The sequence below is a fragment of the Caballeronia sp. TF1N1 genome (genome assembly GCF_022878925.1).
Classification (GTDB): domain Bacteria; phylum Pseudomonadota; class Gammaproteobacteria; order Burkholderiales; family Burkholderiaceae; genus Caballeronia.
In genome coordinates, this window is sequence record NZ_CP084629.1 from 298,151 (window position 1) to 317,144 (window position 18,994).

At 62.1% G+C, this 18,994-nt stretch carries 16 protein-coding genes and 1 pseudogene; 10 read left to right on the top strand and 7 right to left on the bottom strand.

Translation table 11 applies throughout. From position 1 onward, the window contains the following. Window positions 1–24 precede the first annotated feature (24 nt). From hfq to ilvD, 3 genes are all read left to right on the top strand, one after another. Window positions 25–297, top strand: coding sequence for an RNA chaperone Hfq (gene hfq / locus LDZ28_RS27540; RefSeq protein WP_244831805.1), 273 nt, complete (start codon window positions 25–27; stop codon window positions 295–297). A gap of 11 nt (window positions 298–308) precedes the next feature. Next, on the top strand, window positions 309–722 hold the full coding sequence (locus LDZ28_RS27545; protein ID WP_244831806.1) for a hypothetical protein: 414 nt from the start codon (window positions 309–311) through the stop codon (window positions 720–722). A gap of 152 nt (window positions 723–874) precedes the next feature. Then, window positions 875–2,734, top strand: a complete 1,860-nt coding sequence (gene ilvD / locus LDZ28_RS27550; protein WP_244831807.1) for a dihydroxy-acid dehydratase — start codon at window positions 875–877, stop codon at window positions 2,732–2,734. Window positions 2,735–2,791: 57 nt separating this feature from the next. Here the strand turns inward: ilvD and LDZ28_RS27555 are convergent, their stop codons facing one another. Together LDZ28_RS27555 and LDZ28_RS27560 are read right to left on the bottom strand one after the other, a co-directional pair. Further along, a complete protein-coding gene (locus LDZ28_RS27555) occupies window positions 2,792–4,111 on the bottom strand; it encodes a chloride channel protein (protein ID WP_244831808.1) in 1,320 nt (439 codons plus the stop codon). Window positions 4,112–4,294: 183 nt separating this feature from the next. Continuing rightward, entirely contained in the window at window positions 4,295–4,891 is a 597-nt protein-coding gene (locus LDZ28_RS27560) for a carboxymuconolactone decarboxylase family protein (RefSeq protein ID WP_244831809.1), read from the bottom strand. A 262-nt stretch (window positions 4,892–5,153) separates the two neighbouring features. Between LDZ28_RS27560 and LDZ28_RS27565 the strand changes: the two genes are divergently transcribed. The 3 genes from LDZ28_RS27565 to LDZ28_RS27575 are packed head-to-tail and all read left to right on the top strand — an operon-like array spanning window position 5,154 to window position 8,647. Further along, window positions 5,154–6,776, top strand: a complete 1,623-nt coding sequence (locus LDZ28_RS27565) for an ABC transporter substrate-binding protein (RefSeq protein WP_244831810.1) — start codon at window positions 5,154–5,156, stop codon at window positions 6,774–6,776. Further along, the gene (locus LDZ28_RS27570; RefSeq protein ID WP_244831811.1) at window positions 6,769–7,773 is read left to right on the top strand and encodes an ABC transporter permease; all 1,005 of its coding nucleotides are present in this window, start codon (window positions 6,769–6,771) and stop codon (window positions 7,771–7,773) included. Before LDZ28_RS27565 ends, LDZ28_RS27570 begins: the two co-directional genes overlap by 8 nt. 10 nt (window positions 7,774–7,783) lie before the next feature. Continuing rightward, window positions 7,784–8,647, top strand: a complete 864-nt coding sequence (locus LDZ28_RS27575) for an ABC transporter permease (protein ID WP_244831812.1) — start codon at window positions 7,784–7,786, stop codon at window positions 8,645–8,647. Between the two features lie 12 nt (window positions 8,648–8,659). Here LDZ28_RS27575 and LDZ28_RS27580 read toward each other — a convergent pair whose 3' ends face one another. Continuing rightward, a complete protein-coding gene (locus LDZ28_RS27580; RefSeq protein ID WP_244831813.1) occupies window positions 8,660–10,372 on the bottom strand; it encodes an ABC transporter ATP-binding protein in 1,713 nt (570 codons plus the stop codon). A gap of 214 nt (window positions 10,373–10,586) precedes the next feature. Here LDZ28_RS27580 and LDZ28_RS27585 point away from each other — a divergent pair, with 214 nt between their 5' ends. After that, window positions 10,587–11,828 (top strand): MFS transporter, encoded by a 1,242-nt coding sequence (locus tag LDZ28_RS27585; RefSeq protein WP_244831814.1) that lies wholly within the window; start codon window positions 10,587–10,589, stop codon window positions 11,826–11,828. Window positions 11,829–11,903: 75 nt separating this feature from the next. On the opposite strand, the gene LDZ28_RS27590 is transcribed toward LDZ28_RS27585, so the two are convergent. Continuing rightward, window positions 11,904–13,058, bottom strand: coding sequence for an alpha/beta hydrolase (locus LDZ28_RS27590; protein ID WP_244831815.1), 1,155 nt, complete (start codon window positions 13,056–13,058; stop codon window positions 11,904–11,906). 253 nt (window positions 13,059–13,311) lie between these two features. Here LDZ28_RS27590 and LDZ28_RS27595 point away from each other — a divergent pair, with 253 nt between their 5' ends. After that, complete coding sequence (locus tag LDZ28_RS27595; protein ID WP_244831816.1) at window positions 13,312–14,244, top strand: DMT family transporter; 933 nt, start codon at window positions 13,312–13,314, stop codon at window positions 14,242–14,244. A 31-nt stretch (window positions 14,245–14,275) separates the two neighbouring features. Here the strand turns inward: LDZ28_RS27595 and LDZ28_RS27600 are convergent, their stop codons facing one another. Beyond that, the gene (locus tag LDZ28_RS27600) at window positions 14,276–15,238 is read right to left on the bottom strand and encodes a bile acid:sodium symporter family protein (protein ID WP_244831817.1); all 963 of its coding nucleotides are present in this window, start codon (window positions 15,236–15,238) and stop codon (window positions 14,276–14,278) included. A gap of 232 nt (window positions 15,239–15,470) precedes the next feature. Between LDZ28_RS27600 and LDZ28_RS32920 the strand changes: the two are divergent. Next, window positions 15,471–15,660: pseudogene (locus LDZ28_RS32920) on the top strand (helix-turn-helix transcriptional regulator); the annotation flags it as partial. 121 nt (window positions 15,661–15,781) lie between these two features. Continuing rightward, on the top strand, window positions 15,782–17,110 hold the full coding sequence (locus tag LDZ28_RS27610; protein WP_244831819.1) for a type II toxin-antitoxin system HipA family toxin: 1,329 nt from the start codon (window positions 15,782–15,784) through the stop codon (window positions 17,108–17,110). Here LDZ28_RS27610 and LDZ28_RS27615 read toward each other — a convergent pair. Both LDZ28_RS27615 and LDZ28_RS27620 read right to left on the bottom strand, forming a co-directional pair. After that, the gene (locus LDZ28_RS27615; RefSeq protein WP_244831961.1) at window positions 17,107–18,426 is read right to left on the bottom strand and encodes a sorbosone dehydrogenase family protein; all 1,320 of its coding nucleotides are present in this window, start codon (window positions 18,424–18,426) and stop codon (window positions 17,107–17,109) included. The two genes, LDZ28_RS27610 and LDZ28_RS27615, sit on opposite strands and share 4 nt — an antisense overlap. Next, window positions 18,422–18,865: a DUF2231 domain-containing protein gene (locus tag LDZ28_RS27620; protein ID WP_244831820.1), complete on the bottom strand. Its 444-nt coding sequence runs from the start codon at window positions 18,863–18,865 to the stop codon at window positions 18,422–18,424. Before LDZ28_RS27620 ends, LDZ28_RS27615 begins: the two co-directional genes overlap by 5 nt. Window positions 18,866–18,994 lie beyond the last annotated feature (129 nt).

The window sequence follows — 18,994 nt, forward strand, 5'->3', positions numbered from 1 at the left end:
TAACGCAAGTCGAGGATGGCCGCTATGTCACAAGTCGAACATGAAATTCAATCCGCATTCTTGGATGCCCTGATAGCCGAACGAAAAACCGTCTGGGTTTTTCTCGTGAACGGTATAAAACTCACCGGCGTCATCGAGTCTTTCGATCAGTACGTCATTGCCGTGCAGTCGCCGGTAGGCTCGCAGGCCATTTACAAGAACGCGATCTCCACGGTGTGCGAGCCGCATACGCTGCCGCCGAGAAGGACGGACGAACGTACGCCGATGGCGCGCGTGCAGCGTCCGCGACGCGCGTAACCAACAACGCGTTGCGCAATTTATCCGTGAAGACCGGCTCCCTGTTTGTTTTACTGTGGTTGTGGGCCGGCGCGGTCCGGGCCGACGTGGCGTGCTATCCGGTCGGCACGGCAATCACGCTTTTCGGCACCGCCGTGCGTGAAGACGTGGAATCGAGCGATGGCTCCGTCAGGACCGCCTGGATGCTCGCAATGGACCCGCCCCTGTGCGTCGTGGACAGGCGGTTTTCGCAGGACGCGCTGGGACGGCTCATGGTCCCGCGCATACAGCTCATTGGCGTGCCGCCGCCTCCGGTGCGGGTTCCTATCGCCGTTACTGGCACGCTCTCCACGCGCAATGCGCCGCAGTATTTCATCGTGCCGAGCGCCATGTGGGTAACGCCACCCCGGCCACCCCGGCCACCCCAGCCGCCCGTATCGCGATAAAACCGCCAAAGCCGCATCCAGCGGTCGTTTCAGGGCCTGTGGGATAATATTGGGATTGCCCGCGGCGAAGCTCAAAAGGTCGTTCGCACGGGCGCATGTCCGGCCGCTCATCCCCTGGCCCGCATTCTTCCCCGCGACTCCTCGAAATTACAATGCCCGCATACCGTTCCAAAACCTCCACCGCCGGCCGCAACATGGCGGGAGCGCGCTCGCTGTGGCGCGCCACCGGCATGAAAGACGAAGACTTTTCGAAGCCGATCATCGCCGTCGTCAATTCGTTCACGCAGTTCGTTCCCGGACATGTTCACCTGAAAGATCTTGGTCAGCTCGTCGCGCGCGAGATCGAGGCGGCGGGCGGCGTCGCCAAGGAATTCAACACCATTGCGGTCGATGACGGCATCGCCATGGGTCACGACGGCATGCTGTATTCGCTGCCGAGCCGTGAAATCATCGCGGATTCGGTCGAGTACATGGTCAACGCGCACTGCGCCGACGCCATGGTCTGCATTTCCAATTGCGACAAAATCACGCCGGGCATGTTGATGGCCGCCATGCGCCTCAACATTCCGGTTGTCTTCGTGTCCGGCGGACCGATGGAAGCCGGCAAGACGCATCTTGCCAATCCGAAGACCAAGGCAATCGAGTTCAAGAAGCTCGATCTGGTCGATGCCATGGTGATCGCCGCCGACGCCTCCTACTCCGACGCCGATGTCGCCGAGGTCGAACGCTCCGCGTGCCCGACGTGCGGTTCGTGCTCGGGCATGTTCACGGCCAACTCGATGAACTGCCTGACCGAAGCGCTCGGTCTGTCGCTGCCGGGCAACGGCACGGTGGTCGCCACGCACGCGGATCGCGAGCAGCTTTTCAAGCGCGCGGGGCGCCGTATCGTCGGTCTGGCGCGGCAGTATTACGAGCACGAGGAAGACCGCGTGCTGCCACGCTCGGTCGGCTTCAAGGCGTTCGAAAACGCGATGACGCTCGACATCGCCATGGGCGGCTCGACCAACACGATCCTGCACTTGCTGGCCATTGCGCGCGAGGCGGAAATCGACTTCACCATGACGGACATCGACCGCCTTTCGCGCGTCGTGCCGCAACTGTGCAAGGTCGCGCCGAACACGAACAAGTATCACATCGAGGACGTGCATCGCGCGGGCGGCATCATGGCTATCCTCGGCGAACTGGATCGAGCGGGCAAGCTGCATACCGACGTGCCGACGGTCCACGCGCACACGCTCAAGGACGCGCTCGACGAGTGGGACATCAAGCGCAATCCCGACGATGCCGTGAAGACCTTCTACATGGCCGGTCCCGCAGGCGTGCCGACGCAAGTGGCGTTCAGCCAGAACACGCGTTGGCCGAGTCTCGATACGGATCGCGCCGAAGGTTGCATCCGCTCGTATGAACACGCGTTCTCGCGCGAAGGCGGACTGGCGGTGCTCACGGGCAATATCGCGCTGGACGGCTGCGTGGTGAAAACGGCTGGCGTGGACGAGAGCATTCTGGTGTTCGAAGGCACGGCTCATGTCACCGAATCGCAGGACGAGGCGGTCGAAAACATTCTGAACGACAAGGTCAAGGCGGGCGACGTGGTGATCGTGCGCTACGAAGGTCCGAAGGGCGGACCCGGCATGCAGGAGATGCTTTATCCGACGAGCTACATCAAGTCCAAGGGTCTCGGCAAGTCGTGCGCGCTTCTCACGGACGGGCGTTTTTCGGGCGGCACGTCGGGGCTGTCCATCGGTCATTGCTCGCCCGAAGCGGCGGCGGGCGGCGCTATCGGCCTCGTGCGCAATGGCGACAAGATTCGCATCGACATTCCGAATCGCACCATCGACGTGCTGCTGTCGGATGACGAGCTCGCGCGCCGCCGCGAAGAGCAGAACGCCCGAGGCTGGAAGCCGGCCGCGCCGCGTCCGCGCAAGGTATCGACCGCGCTCAAGGCTTACGCCAAGCTCGTGATGTCGGCGGATAAGGGCGCGGTGCGGGACCCTTCGCTGCTGGACGATTGAGGTCGTCGCGGGCTTCGGCGGCGGCGTGCGGTGCTGCCGCGCGAAGCCCGCGATGTATCAAGGCGTGATCCCGTCGACGCCATTGGCCGGTTGCTCCGGCCGTGCGACCGCGCGGGCCGCGTAGGATTCGACCGCCCGGTACGCCACCGTCGAACCCGCAATGCCGAGCGCAGCCGGAATCAGAAAGTCCTGGCTGAAACGCGTGAATTCGATCATCAGCACGATGGCCGTCAACGGCATCTGCATCGATGCCCCCAGGAACGCCGCCGCCCCCACCACAGCGAACGCGCCAAGCGACGTTCCCGGCCAGAGCACATTCCACACGCTACCGAGAATCACGGCCAGCAGCGCGCCATTCGTAAGCCCCGGCGTGAGCAGACCGCCCTCCGCGCCCGCGCGCAACGTACTCACTTCGACCATCACCTTGAGCACGAGCAGCACGGCGGCGAGCCCGAGCGTCATCTGATTGTCGAACGACAGGCCCGCCGGCCCCTTGCCGTTGCCGACGAGTTGCGGGAAATACATGGCGAGCGCGCCGATCATCGCGAAGTTGATGAGTGCGAGCACCGGCAATGCATTGCCGCGCGGTGCGGCGTTGCGCGCCGCCGATGTCAGCCGCACGAACACCCAGGCAGCGACGCCGAAAAGCGGTCCCGTGACCACGGCCCACACGACGATCTGCGCATTGAAGGCGAGCGCGGGCAACCGATACTGATGTTCATCGCCGAGACCGACCCACGCCACCAGCGCGCCGATTGCCGAGGTCGCGAACGCCGCCGCGACGATGGACCATTCGAAGGTGCCGAGCAGCACTTCGAGCACGAACACCGCGCCGCCGAGCGGCACGTTATAGACCGCCGCGAGCCCCGCACCCGCGCCGCACGCCACCATGATGCGCGACTGCGCGGGCGTGAGTCCCGCGTAATGCGCGAGCCATCCCGCCCACAGCGAACCGATCTCGCGCGGCGCGACTTCACGGCCGAGCGGCGAACCCATGGCTACCGTGACAATCTGCAGCACCGTATGCGCCAGCGTGCTGATCACCGGCATACGCGGATCGTCCGATTTGACGGCCTTGCGGATACTCACGAGCGGCTTGCCGAAGCGATACACGCACCACCAGCCGATTCCCGCCACGAGACCGCACAACGTAAGCACGACGAGCCGGCGCTCGGGTGGCGCGGCCGTCACGCCTTCGAGAAAGCTCTCCCGGCTGATGACCGCATCGAGGCTATAGCCGAACGCGATGTGCTGGATGGCGTGCAGCAACAACGCGAGCAACATGCCGCCGATGCCCGCGCCCACACCCACGAGCACGGTCACGACGATAAACCTGCTGGCCGAAGCCAAGCCGTTGCCAGGCGAAGTCGGTGTCATCTCGGTCACGTTGAGCGCAAAAACCATAGAGTATCGCGCCTGACTTGCAGGCTCTCCGAACCAAGCGCGTTGTTTTTCTATTCGCACGGCTTTGCGCGATTCACTGACGTGTTGGCGAGAGACCGTTAGTAGCTATTTTGGGATGAAGAAAAGCCGGGCCACGATGAATGGACCCGGCTTGCATCACTTCGCTTCGAACAATCTCGCGATAGGCAAGGTATGCGCGTAGACCGCGCCCGCACGCAGAATGATCGCGACCGCGTAGGCTTCTTCGAGCGCCTCGGATGTGACGCCTGCTTCGATGGCAAGCGCGTGCAGCGACCGCCGCAACGGCTCGTGATTTTGCGTTTGCGCGACAGCGGCGGCGGTCACGAGGCGCAATTCACGCGGCAAGGTATCGTCGCGAAAGACGGTGCTTGCGAACGTATCGCGGCCCGCGCCGATAGCCGTGCCGTTGATCACCGACTCGCGTTCTTCGAACGTGAAGGCGGCATCGATCTTCACTTCACCGCGCCCGAAAGTCTCTAGCGCCGCAGCGATATACGAAGCGGCAAGCAACTCATCGAGCGACGCACCCAGGCGCTTCGCGATCTCCGCGTGATGCTCGATACAGTACTCGCAGCGCGTCACCTGTCCCACCGCCACAGCGACCAAATGTTTGTCGCGGCTCGACAGACGACCGTCGCTCCAATGCGCCTGCGAGAGACGGCGAAACGCCCCAGCATGCGCGTTACGTGATTCGAGCGCGGCGAGCGCGCGGACATCGGCTTGATGAGTCATGTGCGATCCGTTCGATATGAAAGCCAGGCGAGACACGAAACGTACACCATTCTTCGTGGCCACGCAGCGCTCATCCACCGCACCGATGCGAAGCATGCCACGTCATATGCACAGCACTTTTTGTTGGTTCCTCACGTGGCGAGTCGTTGCTATCGTTCGCGATCCCGCAAGGTGCTCGCCCTGTCTTGCAGCGGCCATCTACCGCAACATCGAATCAACACTACGCAAATATCGCGCAACATCACAACAAGAGGAATCGCACGTGTCGACCAGCACAACACTCAGGCTCTGGCAGCGTTGGGCGCGCCCGCTCGCATTCGTGGCGCTCATCGCGGGATCGAGCCTGGCTCATGCAGAAACGCCCAAACGCGGCGGCACGCTCACCGTCATCTCGCAGCCCGAGCCTGTCATTCTGACGGCAGCACTGAGCACGTCCTCGCCGACGGGAACCTTCAGCACCAATGTCTTCGACGGCCTCATCGAATACGACAACGACTTTCATCTCAAGCCGGGACTCGCGGTCAAGTGGGCGCTTTCGACCGACGGCAAGACGCTCACGTTGAATCTGCGTCAGGGCGTGAAGTGGCACGACGGCAAACCCTTCACTTCCGCCGACGTGAAGTGGACGCTCGAAAACGTGTGGAAAAAATATCATCCGCGCAATCAGGCTCTTTTCGCCAACGCGGACCGCGTGGATACGCCGGACGATTACACCGTGATCATCCATTTTTCGAAGCCATCGCTTGCCGTGCTGAGTTCGCTCAACAGCAACGGCGCGCAAGTGTTGCCGAAGCATCTTTATGAAGGCACGGACGTCCTCAACAATCCGTATAACAACAAGCCAGTGGGCACGGGTCCATTCATTTTCCGCAAATGGGTGAAAGGCGACTACATTCTGCTCGAACGCAATCCGGACTACTGGGACAAGGGCAAGCCGTATCTCGACAAGGTGATCTATCGTGTGATTCCCGATGGCGGCGCACGCACCGCTGCGCTCGAAAAGGGCGAAGTGCAATACGCGCCGCTGAGCCCCGTACCCGCTCGCGACGCCCAACGTCTCGCGAAACTGCCGAACCTCAAGGTGGAAACGAAGGGTTATGAATGGCTCTCGCCGTGGCTCTTTCTCGACATCAACAACGATCGTCCTCAGTTGAAGGATGCGCGCGTGCGGCAGGCGCTTTATCTGGCCATCGATCGCAACGCGTATAACCGCGTGGTGTGGTCAGGCTTCGGCAAACCAGCGGTGAGCCCTGTCGTATCGACGCTCAAGGAGTTCTTCGAGCCCGACGTGCCGCAGTATCCCTACGACATTGCGAAGGCCAACGCGTTGCTCGATACGGCCGGTTACAAGGCAGGCCCCAACGGTACTCGCTTCAAGCTGACTATCGATTATCTGCCGTACGGTGACGAGTTTCTTCGCAGCGCGGAGTTCATCAAGCAAGCGTTCAAGAAAATCGGTATCGACGCGGATATCCGCAATCAGGACACGCCGACCTACACGCGCCGCATTTACGGCGACCGCGATTTCGACGTGACGATCCAGTGGTACGCAGGCTTCTCGGACCCGCAAGTGGGCGTGACGCGCGAGTATCAGTCGGACAGTATCGGCAAGAACATTCCCTTCACGAATGGTTCGGGCTATCGCAACGTCAAGGTCGATCAACTGATTCGCGATGCGCAAGCCTCCGGCGATCAAGCCGAACGCGTAACGCTTTTCAAAGCGTTCCAGCGTCAGGTGCAGACCGATCTGCCGTCGCTGCCGCTGCTCGAACTGCACTTCTTCACGGTGCAATCGGCCGACCTCAACGATACGGTAAGCGGCGTCGATCAGGTCTATGGCTCGTTCAAGAACGTGTGGTACACCGACCCTTCGAAGCATGAGTGAGCTCATCGCGACCGATACAAAGCGCACCGCGCGATGGCTCTCCATCGCGTTGCATCGGCTCGGGCAACTCGTGGGCGTCGTGCTCGGCATTGCGGTCGTCAACTTCTTCCTGCTTCGGCTCGCCCCCGGCGATGCCGTGCAGGTCATCGCGGGCGAATCCGGCGGCGCGTCGGCGCAATACGTCGCCGCGTTGCGTCAGCAGTTCGGGCTCGATCAACCGCTCTGGGTGCAGTTTGCAAAGTACCTTGAACATCTCGCGCGCTTCGATCTCGGCTACTCGTTCCGCGAAGGCATGCCCGTCGCGCAGCTCATCTGGAACCGCGTGCCCGCCACGCTTTTGCTGATGGGCGGCGCGGTGTTAATCGCGGCCATCGTCGGACTGCTGCTCGGCGCGCTCGCTGCATGGTACACGGGACGTTTCGTCGATGTCGTCATCTCCACGCTTTCGCTGCTTTGTTTCGCCACGCCGCTTTTCTGGACCGGGCTCATGCTGGTGGTCGTGTTTTCGGTGTGGCTCGACTGGCTGCCGGTCGGGGGCATGCAGACCATTTCCTCCGGGCTCACAGGCTGGGCGCATGTGCTGGATGTCGCACATCATCTTATTCTTCCCGCTGTCACGCTCGCGCTTTTCTACGTCGCCACGTATGCGCGTTTGATTCGCGCGACCGTCATCGAAGTACGTCGCGAGGATTATGTGCGCACCGCTATTGCGCGCGGCGTGCGGCCGTTGCGGCTCTTTCGCGTGCACGTGCTGCGCAATGCGCTCATTCCGTTCGTGACGATGCTCGGCATGCAGATCGGCTCGGTGATCGGCGGCGCGGTGGTAGTCGAAACGGTGTTCTCGTGGCCGGGGCTCGGGCGGCTCGCTTTCGATGCGCTCGTGCGGCGCGATCTCAACGTGCTGCTCGGCGTGCTGCTGTGCAGCTCGATTCTCGTCGTGCTCGTCAACTGGGCCACTGACGCCATCAACCGCTGGCTCGACCCGCGCATCTCCTGAGAACCGCACCATGTCCCAACTCTCCGCGCTGCAAAAGCCTCGCCGCTGGCATGCCGCTCTGCGCTTTCTGCGCGCACCTTCCGCGTTGATCGGCGGCGTGCTGCTCGCGGCGATCATCGCGGTCGCGCTCTGTGCGCAGTGGCTGCGTCCCGGAGATCCACTAGAACTCGTCACCGAACCATTTTTGCGTCCGGGTCAAGATGCGGCGTTTCCGCTCGGCACCGACATGCTGGGCCGCGATATCCTCTCGGGATTGTTGTATGGCGCACGCGCCTCGCTCGTGATCGCGGCGGCTTCGACGTTCATCAGCGTCGTCATCGGCGTGGTGGCGGGCCTTTTCGCCGGATACTTCGGCGGCTGGCTCGATCGTGAAATCAATCGCGTCACCGTGTTCTTTCAGACGGTGCCGCCGTTTCTGTTCGCGCTCGCCATCGTCGCCATCGTGCAGCCTTCGGTGATGACGATTGCGCTCGCTATCGGCGTGACTTCGTGGCCGAACCTCGCGCGGCTGGTGCGCGCGGAAACGCAAAAGCTGCGGCACGGCGAGATGGTGCAGGCAAGCATCGCGCTTGGGGCGAGCGACCTGCGCATCATCGTGTCGGATGTCTTGCCCAATACGATGACGCCCGTGCTCGTGTCATCGACATTGCTGGTTGCCACCGCCATTCTCACGGAGTCCGCGCTGGCGTTTCTCGGGCTTGGCGACCCAAACGTGGCGAGCTGGGGCAACATGGTCGGCGCGGGCCGCGAAGTGCTGCGCACGGACTGGTATATCGCGACCTTGCCGGGTCTTGCTATCGTCGTTACGGTGCTTGCGCTCAATCTGCTTGGCGATGGTCTTGCTTCCTTGTTCGGCTTGCATGCGGAGCGTTGAGCGCTTAACTGTTTATGCGGCGATGGAATCGCTGCCCGCACGCTGTCGCTGCCCCGCCACCGATGCAATGAGCGTGCGCGTGTAAGCGTGCCTGGGCGCGTCCCAGATCTCGTCGTGCCCGCCGCTCTCGACGATGCGTCCATCTTTCATCACCAGCACGCGATCCGCCATGTAGCGAACGACAGCGAGATCGTGCGAGATGAAGAGCATCGACAGACCGAATTCATCCTTCAGATCGCTGAGCAAATTCAGTATCTGCGCCTGAATGGAAACATCGAGCGCGGATACAGGCTCGTCGCAGATCAGAAGCGCCGGTTCGAGTATCAACGCCCGCGCAATGCCAATGCGTTGCCGCTGCCCGCCCGAAAACTCGTGCGCATAACGCCGCGCCGCGCCCGAAGGCAAACCGACTGCATCGAGCATCTTCATGATCCTGGCGTCGCGATCGCGGGTAGGAACGGTGCCCTGAACATCGAGCGCGAAATGCAGAATCTGCCCTACCGTCTTGCGCGGATTCAACGATGCATAAGGGTCCTGAAACACCATCTGCATCTTATGCCGATGCGGCGCCAGCTCACGCCGCGTCAGCCGCGCGATATCGACGCCATCGAGCACGATGCGTCCGGCATCCGGCGTCAGAAGCCGCATGATGGTGCGCGAAAGCGTGGACTTGCCGCAACCCGATTCGCCGACCAGACCCACCGTCTCGCCACGCGCGATATCGAAGGAAATATCGTGCAGCACATGACGCGTGCCACGCGCTGTCGCGTAAGCCGTGTCGACCTTGTCGAGCGAGAGCAGCGGTCTTGCATCGTGGTCGATGGGCCGTGCCGAATGCGCCGCGCGCGTCGGCACATGTAGCGTGAAATCCGTCGTGCCCGTGGCCGAAGCGAGCGCGCGAATTTCCGGCAAGCGCGCCTCGCGATAATGCTTGTCGGCCGAGAGATGCAGCGCCGCGCCGCGCAATCCACGTGAATAGGCATGACGCGGATGATCGAGCACGTCGCGCGCCGAACCCTGTTCGAGCGCCTCACCGCCATGCATCACGACTACGCGATCCGCCCAGTCGGACACGATACCCAGATCGTGCGTGATGAGCAGCAATGCCATCGAAAGATCGCGCCGCAAGTTATCGAGCAGACGCAGGATGCCGGCCTGCACGGTGACATCGAGCGCGGTGGTGGGTTCATCGGCGATAAGAAGCGCGGGCTCGCAAGCGATGGCTGCGGCGATCATCGCGCGCTGGCGTTGTCCGCCGGAAAGATGATGCGGATAGTCGTCCGCCCGGCGCGCGGGTTCGGGAATGCGTACGAGATCGAGCAGTTCGACGGCACGCTTGCGCGCAGCGGCACGCGACATCGATGTATGAAGAATCAGCGCCTCGGCGACTTGTGCACCAATAGTCAGCACGGGATTGAGCGAAGTCATCGGCTCCTGAAAGATCATCGACATGCGGCGGCCACGCAGGTCCGCGAGCTTGCGTTCCGGCGCCGACAAAAGATCGATGCTATCGAAGAGCGCCGCGCCGCCGGTCTTCGCATGCTTCGGCAGAAGACGCATGAGCGACATCGCCGTAGTGGACTTGCCGCAGCCCGATTCGCCGACGAGCGCCACCGCCTGCCCCGCCGCGATGTCGAACGACAGCTTGCGCACCGCGCGATGCGCGCCGTAGTCGACATCGAGGTGACGCACTTGAAGAAGCGGAGAAGTGGAGTTGCTGGGCATGAGACGCGGATGAAAGCCAAAGCCTCGAAAGTAGCGCAGCGCCGCCAAAAATAGAACCAAGCACTTCTGCTAAGAACATGCATGGCATTGCTAACCCGGCCCCATAAGCCGCGGTTGGGTCACTTGTGCAGAAGATGAAAGGCAGTGTTATGTTGCCGGCAAAGATGCTCGAAGATAAGCCCGTACTCACTCCTTATCCGGATCGAAAAACGCCATGCTGATGGAAGACTCGACGCTCGAACGCGCCACGCCCCTGACCGACGACAAAAACTCGTCGCTGCGTCAGTGGCTCGCGGTCGCCGCCGTGACGATTGGCGCGTTCGCGTTCGTCACCACCGAATTTCTACCCGTTGGATTGCTTCCTCACGTCGCGCACGACTTGAACATTCTCCCCGGCGTAGCGGGATTGATGGTGACCATTCCCGGCATCGTCGCGGCCATTTCCGCACCCGCTTTGATGCTCGGCGCGGGACGCATGGACCGGCGGCATGTGTTCCTGTTGCTCACCGCGTTGCTCTTGTGCTCGAACCTGCTGTCGGCGTTCGCACCGAATCTCGTTGTCATGCTGCTTGGCCGCGCGCTTCTGGGCGCCGCGCTCGGCGGCTTCTGGACGCTCGCGACATCGGCGGCGGGAAGGCTCGTCGAGGCGAAAGACAGTGCACGCGCAATGGCCGCCATTCTCACCGGTGTGACGTGCGCGACGGTCATTGGCGTGCCGCTCGGTACGTTCATCGCGAGCGTGGCGTCTTGGCGCGTGTCGTTTCTGGCGACGGGAGGGCTCGTTGCCGTCGCGCTCGTCGCGCAGTGGTTGCTCGTGCCTTCGTTGCCATCGGCTGCGGCTTTGCGCTTCGGCGATCTCACGGCGCTTCTCAAGCACTCGCATCCGCGCAGAAGTCTTTTGATGGTGGCGCTCGTCTTCGGCGCGCACTTTTCTTCCTACACGTATGTAACGCCCTTCTTGCTCGGCGATGCACACCTCGACATGGCGACGGTCACGTGGCTTCTGCTCGGCTTCGGCATCATCGGGTTCTTCTCGAATTTCGCGGCGTCGTCCGCCGTGCAGCGCAATTTCAAGGGCACGCTTCTCACGATGGTGTCGCTCCTCATGTTCGCGCTGCTGCTAATGCCGATCCTGCGGCATTCGTCGCTCGCGGTCAGCGCGGTTGTGCTGGCGTGGGGTATCGCATTTGGCGCGCTGCCGCTGTGCTTCAGCATGTGGATTCAGCGCGCGACGCCCGAGCATCCGGAGGCGGGATCGGCGCTTTTCGTGAGCATCATCCAAGTGGCGATTGCGATGGGTTCGTTCGTCGGCGGCGCGGTCGTCGATCGCGCGAGCATTCCGACGGACTTCATGGTGGGCGGTGCGCTGGCGTTGCTGGGACTTGCGACGCTTGCAGGCATTGGCGCGGAGGCACGGCCTGTTGCCGCGGCTTGCAACGTGCCGTGCGAGGAATGACATTCAACCCATGAGCCACGAGTCGCACGCGGGAAACATCGAAGCCGTCCCGCGTGCGAATCACATCACCCGCGCTTACTGACCTGTGCCAAAAGCCTGCTGCAAGCGCGTCCCCGCATACTGCTGCGCATCTTTCGCCTTCTGCACCACAGCCGCCGTGCCGAAGAACTCGTGCGTCACGCCGTCATAGACGCGACGATCGACCGGCCCGTTCACCGCTGCAATCGCCTTCTGCAACTGCGCGCCATCGTCACGCAAAGGATCGATACGGGCGTTGATGATGGTGACCGGCGGCAAGCCCGCGAGATTGGCGTGAACCAGGTCGAGACGCGTGTCCTGCTTGTCGGCCGGCGTGCGCAAGAGCTTGTCGAGGAACCACGCGATCATCGGCTTGTTGAGCGGCTTGGCCACTGCGTTCTCGATATACGACTCCGTGTTCATGCTGCCCGTTTGCGCCACCGGATATACGGCGATCACGGCAAGCGGCTTCGGCGCATTCGCATCGCGTGCGGCGATGGCCGTCGCGACCGCGAGATTGCCGCCCGCGCTTTCGCCCGCGAGCGCAAGCCTCTTCGGGTCGCCGCCAAGCGAAGCGGCGTGGCTTGCCACCCACTTGTACGACGCGAAGGCGTCATCCCATGCGGCGGGAAAGCGCGCCTCGGGCGCACGCCGGTAATCGACCGATACGACGATTGCATTGGCCGCCTTCGCAAGCCCACGCGCGCCGCCGTCATAGACCTTGCGGTCCGCGATCACCCAGCCGCCCCCATGAAAATACGTCACGACGGGAAACGGGCCATTGCCTGCGGGCTTGTACACCGTCGCGGGCAAGCTGCCGGCCGCGCCCTGCACGGTAATGTCGCGGCTCGTGACGCCCGGTACCAACGCTTGCGGCGAAGTGCTGCGACCCTGCGTCTTCAGCACGGAATTGACGGCATCGGCGATAGTAGGTTGAGCGCGCGCCGTCGGCACATCGACCTTCTCGATGGCCTTCGGATCGAGTGCCGCATAAGCGTCGAGCACGGTCTTCATGTCGTCATCCGCGCGCACGGCCGCGGTTGCATTGGCGACCGCGTTCGCCACGGGTGACGGCTTGTCCGGTGCGCTGTTGCATGCTGCAAGAGAGAACGACAAGCAAGCAGCCACACCGAATGCGGCACGACGCATGAGTTTCGGCGCGGGCGTTCGAAGGGTGGGTCGGACGTTATGATCGAGGTCGAGGTCACGCATAGGTGGGCTCCGTAGGCAGTCCGCGCGTGGGTTCGCGAGAATGTCTTCGCGAATGTGCAAGACGCGGCTAATGCTATTTTTGTGAGAGAAAGTGCTCGTCATGCGAAGGCTTTCAACAGTGCCTTAGCTCGTAAGCTAGAGCAGACGTTGTTCCCGGCAAAGCCATACGTGGAAGGTTTTAAACCGTCCACGTCTTGTCGAACGCGCGTTTGCTCTGGTCGCAGGACGATCAAAACCTAAAGGGAAGCGAGACATGGCACAGGGGCCGAACGCGCATCGCGTCACGCAGGAAGCAGCGCAAGATGGCGGACGCTGGCTTGCCATCGGCGGTCCGATCGTCTTTTTGCTTTTGTGGTCCGCGGGCTTTCCCGTCGCCAAGACCGGCCTGCACTACGCCTCGCCGCTCACGTTTCTCTCGATACGCTTTGCGCTCAGCATCGCGGTGCTCATAGGCGTATGCGTGTTCAGACGGCCGCTATGGCCAAGCGACATGCGAAGCTGGCGTTACCTGGTCGTCATGGGCCTGCTCGTGCAGGTGATGTACTTCGGCCTCAGCTATCTGTCGATGACAGCGGGCATTGCAACGTCATGGCTTGCGCTGATCGTTTCGTTGCAGCCGATACTGGTGAGCGTGCTTGCGCCATCGCTGACCGGTGAGCGTATCGGCGTGCGGCAATGGCTGGGCTTGATACTCGCGCTTGGCGGCTCGGCCGGCGTGATCCTGTCGCGCGGCACGCTGCACGCATCGGCACTCGGGCCGGTATTGCTCGCGGTGGGCGCGCTAATCGGCATCACGGCCGCGATGTTGTACGAGAAACGCGCGGGCACCGCGCAGGACCCGCTCACGTCGAACCTCGTTCAATATTCAGTGGGCTTCGCGTGCTGTGCGCCGATGGCGTTCTTCTTCGAGCGCACGGAAGTGCAGTGGAACCCGACACTCGCCGTCACGCTTGCTTATCTCGTGATCGGCAACTCGCTGATCGCGATCACGCTGCTGCTCGCATTGACACGCGCCGGAAAGGTGTCGCAAGTAGCGGCGCTGTTCTTCTTCGTGCCGCCCGGTGCGGCAATCATGTCGTACTTCATTCTCGGCGAAGTGTTGCCGACAATGGCCTGGTGGGCGATGGGCGTCGCCGTTCTAGGTGTGGCCATCGCGACGTGGAAAGGTCGGGGCGCCAAAAACTAGCGCGCCTCGAAGCGCACCACGCATCGGGAAGTCAGTTTCGTTTTGCAGCGACGACCGCGGCCGTATCCGTATCGCGTGTCGAACCCTTCGCCGGACGGCCAGCCCAATAACCCGCGAGCATCGAGCCCGAGAGGTTGTGCCACACGGAGAACAGGGCGCCGGGCAAGGCCGCTATCGGCGTGAAATAAAGCTTGCCGAGCGTAGCCGCGAGCCCCGAATTCTGCATGCCCACTTCGATAGCGAGCGTGCGGCACACGGCCTCGTCGAAGCCGAGCAAGCGGCCGCCCCAATAGCCGCTCAGGAGCCCGATGCCGTTATGCATCACCACGCCGAACGCGACCACGAGCCCGACCGACGCAATACTCTTCTGCGTCCCGCCGACCACGGCGGCAATGATGAGCAAAATAGACACCATCGACACGAGCGGCAGCAGCCATTCGATCTTGCGCACGAACTTCTCGAACAGATGATTCACGATAAGTCCGACCACGATAGGCAGCGCGACGATCAGCAGGATGCTCATCAACATGCCGTGGACATCGACCGAGATCGACGCATCGACATAAAGGCGCGTGAGCAGCGGCGTCGCGAACACGCCGACGAGTGTCGAGAGCGCGCTGATGGTCACCGACAAGGCGACGTCGCCGCGCGCCAGATAAATCATGACGTTGGACGCCGTGCCGCTCGCCACGCTGCCAACCAGCACCATGCCCGCCGTCAGATCGGGCGGCATGTGCAACGCCTTCGCGATAACCCACGCGGCAAGCGGCATGACGAGGTAATGCAGCACGATGCCCGCGATTACCGGCGCGGGGCGCGTGAAGACGCGCCGGAAGTCGTCGACGGAGAGCGTTACGCCCATCGACAGCATGATGATGGTCAGGAGCGTGGTGACATGCGGCGCAATGCCCGTGACGGACGAAGGCGAATAGTAGGCGGCAACGGAGACCAGAACGGCCCAGAGCGGAAACAGGCGGGTGATGCGGGCAAGCATGAAAGGCGGTCCTTGAATGTCGTGGCGTGTCGTGGTCTGTCGATGCGGGCGAAAAACGTCGAATTTTAACCGGCACGGGCTAAGGTCTTCTGAAAATGCTTAATTGGGCCAGACTTTTTCGAAAAACAGGTTTTAGGCTGTTTTTACTATTTACAGTCTAAAACTTGTTTTTTGCTTTAACAGGTCATAGACTGTAGAAACGCTTAACAGTCTTAAGACTGTAGGGATCTTCGTGGACTATCCGGTAAAGACGCTCAGCCAATTGCGGCCCATTCTCAAAGGCTTTCGCAAAGCCGCCGGGCTGACTCAGGCAAGCATGGCCGCGCAATTGGGCGTGACGCAGCAGACCTATGCGCAACTGGAAGCCAATCCCGCTGCGGCAAGCATGGAGCGCATGTTCAAAGTCTTGCGCGTGCTGGGCGTCGAGATGATGCTGACGGATGGCGTCATAGCGGACGAAGCCCCGCCCATCACGAAGAAAATCGCAGCGAAGGCAACGTCGGCGCGGGCCAGAGCCGCGAAAAAGCGGGAGAACTGGTAAGCATGGCGCGCCGCACCGACCCGAACCGGCTCGATCTGTGGATGAACGGACTGCCCGTCGGCCACTGGGAATCCAGCACTGGTGGCGAGCGCCTCGTCTATCGCGATGAGTGGATTGCCGACCCGCAAGGCCGTCCTCTCTCGCTGTCGCTGCCGTTCACGCCGGGCAACCAGCCGTATCGAGGGCAAGTGGTCGCGAACTTTTTCGACAACCTTCTGCCCGACAGCGAGCCAATCCGCCGTCGCATTGCCACGCGTTATCGAACGGGCGGCACGGCGCCGTTTCAGCTGCTCGCACAGTTGGGTCGCGACTGCGTCGGTGCCCTTCAAATGCTGCCGCCCGGAGAGACGCCGGTCGATCTCGAAAGCATAACGGGACGCGCGATGAGCGAATCGCAGATCGCCCGGCTGCTGCGCGAGACGACCGCCATGCCACAACTCGGACAACACGAACCGCTCGATGACCTGCGTCTCTCGATAGCAGGCGCGCAAGAAAAGACCGCCCTGCTTCGGCGCGGCAAGCAATGGCTACTGCCCGAGGGCAGCACGCCGACCACGCACATCTTTAAATTGCCGCTTGGGCTCGTCGGCAACATGCGAGCGGACATGCGGACATCGGTGGAGAACGAATGGCTTTGCTCGAAGATCGTCGCGGCATTCGGGCTGGCTATCGCGCGGTGCGAGATCGAAGTCTTCGAAGATCAGAAAGTGCTCGTCGTCGAACGGTTCGATCGCCGTCTGTCGAGCGACAAGCGCTGGATTTTGCGGCTCCCGCAAGAGGATATGTGTCAGGCCACCGGCACGCCCGCGCTACAAAAGTACGAAGCGGATGGCGGACCGGGAATCGGCCATGTCATGGAAGTGCTGTCGGGCTCGGGTCGCGCGGCCAACGACCGGCGCGACTTCTTCATGACGCAGATGGTTTTCTGGCTGCTCGCCGCCACCGATGGTCACGCGAAGAACTTCAGCATCGCGCATCTGCCCGGCAATCGTTATGAATCGACGCCGCTTTATGACGTGCTGTCCGCGCATCCGATCATCGGACGGGGACGCAATCAGCTTGCCGCGCAGCGCGCGAAACTCGCCATGGCCGTGCATGGCAAGAATATTCATTACGTCATCGCCGAAATTTTGCCGCGTCACTGGATCGCGCAAGGGCGCACAGTCGGGTTCGCCGCGCCGGAAGTCGAAGCGCTGATCGCCGAAGTCACGGCGCGCACCCAACAAGTCGTCGATGAAGTCGCGAGCGTGCTGCCCCGCGACTTCCCGATGGACATTGCCGAAGCGATTTTCAACGGCATGCGGCGTCTCTGCAACAAGCTCGCAGGCTAGCCGCCCGCGCCCGTCACGCGCCACACGGTATTGCCGGCATCGTCCGCAAAGACGAGTCCGCCGTCCTTGTCCTGAGTCAGGCCGACAGGCGCGCCGCGCAGTTCCTTCTCATCATCGGAAACGAAGCCTGTTACCACGGGCTTGGGCGTGCCTACAGGCTTGCCGTTCTCGAACGCGATATACGTCACCGCATACCCCGACAGCGGCGAGCGATCCCAACTGCCATGCTCGCCGATAAACACGCCACCGCGATACTGCGCCGGCAAATTGCTGCCCGTATAGAACATCAGCCCAAGCGGCGCGACGTGCGAACCGATTGCGTAATCCGGCGGAATAGCCTTTGCGACGAGATCGGGACGCTGCTCCTTGACGCGCGTATCGACATGCTGGCCGTAGTAGCTATAAGGCCAGCCATAGAAAGCGCCATCCTTTACCGAAGTCAGATAGTCCGGCACGAGGTCCGCGCCAATCTCATCGCGTTCATTGGCCACGGTCCAGAGTTGCCCCGTCTTCGGTTCCCATTGCAAGCCGGTCGGGTTGCGAATGCCTGCCGCAAAGATACGGCTCGCGCCGGTCGCGACATCCACTTCGAGCACGTTCGCGCGCCGATACTCCACGTCGAGTCCGTTCTCGCCGACGTTGCTGTTCGACCCGACGCCCACATAAAGTTTCTTGCCATCGCGGCTTGCGAGCAGCGCCTTGGTCCAGTGATGGTTCACGCGATCAGGCAGATCGGCGAGCTCGACGCCTTCCGCCGAGATGCTCGTTTCGCCCGTCTTGTAGGGGAACTTGAGCAGCGCGTCCGTATCGGCGACATAGAGCGTGTCGCCTATCAGCTGCATGCCGAAGGGCGAATGCAGATGGTCGATGAACACGTGCTTTTCCCATTCCCCGCTGCCATCGCCCCGCTTTCTGAGCAACGTGATGCGGTTCGCGCCCTTCGATTCCTTTCCTGAACGGCTCTGGACCATGCCCGCGATCAACTGCTTCGGCGTGGTGACCGGCTCCGCGTTCGGACTGCCCGATTCGGCGACGAGAATGTCGCCATTCGGAAGCGCATACACCTGCCGCGGATGCTCGAGGCCGGACGCGATCTTCTCGATCTTCAGTCCGTCCGCGACCTTGGGCGTTTCGTTGTCTTTCCAGCCCGCGAACTTCGGGACTTGCATCGGCGGAGTAAAGAAGCTCTTGGCGGTAGGCAGTGGCGGATTCGCGCCAGCCTGATGCGCGCTGTCGTATTCGGCGTGCTCGTTGCATCCCGCGAAGAGTGCTGCAATAGAGAGCGCGATAACGCTCGTCAAAGTGGTTTGCTTAATCACGAGCCGCCTCCTGAAAGCCGAATTTGTCGAAGGCAAGCGCGATATGTCCAACGCTCAACAGCACCACGGTGATAACCGAAAGAATCACGCCGAGCGGCACGATTCCATAACCGTCGCGGCTATGCACGAACGCGTTGACGACCGCCGCGATGATGCCGAGCAGGTTGAGCCAGAAGTCGAGCTTCTCGGTGCGCGTGACGACGTGGCGTGAGCCGAACCACACATGCCCGAGATTGATGAAGCGCGGAATGATCGCGAGGATGAGCCCCGTCGTGACGAGCCACGCGGCGCCCTTCGCCCAAAAAACGTTGGCGGTGATGACGAAGATGATGTCGAAAATCAGCGTCCCGACGAAGAGTCCGTAGGGAATGGGATTGAGTAGATCGAAGAGGGCTGTCGCCGTCCGCGATCGATATCTCAGGCTGGTCGTGCTCATGAGTGAGTACCCCAAAAAAAATTAGGCAGTGGGCCGTGCATCGGTTGCGGAAGGCGGCGTGCATTGCCTTCTGACTCCGTATGAACAGCACATCACATGCCCGATTTTGGGGAACGCTTACATGATCGA

Excerpts from the sequence above, each read along its gene's own strand:
- hfq (WP_244831805.1), top strand. The coding sequence starts at position 25 with ATGTCACAAGTCGAACATGAAATTCAATCCGCATTCTTGGATGCCCTG.
- ilvD (WP_244831807.1), top strand. The coding sequence starts at position 875 with ATGCCCGCATACCGTTCCAAAACCTCCACCGCCGGCCGCAACATGGCG.
- LDZ28_RS27555 (WP_244831808.1), bottom strand. The coding sequence starts at position 4,111 with ATGACACCGACTTCGCCTGGCAACGGCTTGGCTTCGGCCAGCAGGTTT.
- LDZ28_RS27560 (WP_244831809.1), bottom strand. The coding sequence starts at position 4,891 with ATGACTCATCAAGCCGATGTCCGCGCGCTCGCCGCGCTCGAATCACGT.
- LDZ28_RS27570 (WP_244831811.1), top strand. The coding sequence starts at position 6,769 with ATGAGTGAGCTCATCGCGACCGATACAAAGCGCACCGCGCGATGGCTC.
- LDZ28_RS27575 (WP_244831812.1), top strand. The coding sequence starts at position 7,784 with ATGTCCCAACTCTCCGCGCTGCAAAAGCCTCGCCGCTGGCATGCCGCT.
- LDZ28_RS27580 (WP_244831813.1), bottom strand. The coding sequence starts at position 10,372 with ATGCCCAGCAACTCCACTTCTCCGCTTCTTCAAGTGCGTCACCTCGAT.
- LDZ28_RS27585 (WP_244831814.1), top strand. The coding sequence starts at position 10,587 with ATGCTGATGGAAGACTCGACGCTCGAACGCGCCACGCCCCTGACCGAC.
- LDZ28_RS27590 (WP_244831815.1), bottom strand. The coding sequence starts at position 13,058 with ATGCGTGACCTCGACCTCGATCATAACGTCCGACCCACCCTTCGAACG.
- LDZ28_RS27595 (WP_244831816.1), top strand. The coding sequence starts at position 13,312 with ATGGCACAGGGGCCGAACGCGCATCGCGTCACGCAGGAAGCAGCGCAA.
- LDZ28_RS27600 (WP_244831817.1), bottom strand. The coding sequence starts at position 15,238 with ATGCTTGCCCGCATCACCCGCCTGTTTCCGCTCTGGGCCGTTCTGGTC.
- LDZ28_RS27610 (WP_244831819.1), top strand. The coding sequence starts at position 15,782 with ATGGCGCGCCGCACCGACCCGAACCGGCTCGATCTGTGGATGAACGGA.
- LDZ28_RS27620 (WP_244831820.1), bottom strand. The coding sequence starts at position 18,865 with ATGAGCACGACCAGCCTGAGATATCGATCGCGGACGGCGACAGCCCTC.